Raw genomic sequence first — 1,022 nt, 5'->3', positions numbered from 1 at the left:
TTGCAGAAGCTTTTGCAACGCCACCAGCAGGCCAAAGGCTTGAGCCCCATGGCGGCCATCGACAAGGGCTTTGACTTCATGACCCGCCTTGGACAAAGCCAGGCCGCCCTGTTCAGCGCGTTGCCCCAATTGTCCAAACGCATCGAGGAGACCATCAAGAAGGACAAGAGCTACCTGATCCAGGAGTACCTGCACGAAAACTGGCACCCGCTCTGGTTTTCCCAAGTCTGCTCGGAAATGGGGCAGGCCAAGCTGAGCTTCGCCGCTTCAGCCACCCTGCCTGAGAACTACCTTCCGGCCATGCTGCCCGAGCCCATGCGCAATCTGGTGACGGAGCATGACGATCCCATTTTTGCCCAGGAAGTGATCGACTGCCAGATCAACCAGGCTTTCCGCAGGGACATATTTCAACGCGGCGCGTACCGACCCTGGCCAGCCAACCAGAACCAGAGCCTGTTGCAGGCCAAGTTCATGCTGATGGACAATCCCAAGGACTTCGAAATCAAAACGACGTTCGGCAGCATGAACGGCAAAACCGAGGTCTATCAGCCGATTATCGAAGCTCTGGCCCAGGGTCCGAAAAAGATAGCCCAGCTTGAAGGGCCGCTGGTCAGCACCATCCAGGCGCTGACCATGCTGCTCAACAAAGGATGCGTGGCCCCGGCCTCGGAAAAACACGACCTCAAGTCGGTGATGCGCTTCAACAGGGCCGTGACCAAGGCAGCTACCGAAGGCGCACCGTACAACTACCTGGCCTGCGCCCGCATCAACAGCGGCATCTCCGTGTCTACGCCGAACATGATGCTGCTCGACGCCCTGACCGACAAAACCCCGCACAACGAGGAAGCCCTGGCAACGGTCCTGGCAACCAAGCTATCCGCCATTGGGAGAAACCTGGTTGTAGAAGGCAAAACCCTGACTGATCCACAAGAGATCAAAGCCGAAACCTCAAAATTGGCCCGGGAGTTCCTGAAAACTTTTCTGCCCCAATACAAAAATCTCGGTGTCTGGGAGTAGGTCCG

The 1,022-nt window shown here is 57.2% G+C and carries 1 protein-coding gene; it reads left to right on the top strand.

The annotated features are described in order from the left end of the window. Positions 1-1,017, top strand: a 1,017-nt coding sequence (locus tag AC559A_RS19215; protein WP_498819304.1) for a methyltransferase regulatory domain-containing protein, incomplete at its 5' end; no start/stop codon positions are given. Positions 1,018-1,022: the final 5 nt, after the last annotated feature.

The organism is Desulfonatronum zhilinae, from assembly GCF_900182865.1.
GTDB lineage: Bacteria > Desulfobacterota > Desulfovibrionia > Desulfovibrionales > Desulfonatronaceae > Desulfonatronum > Desulfonatronum lacustre.
This window is presented reverse-complemented; position numbering and strand designations above follow the sequence as displayed.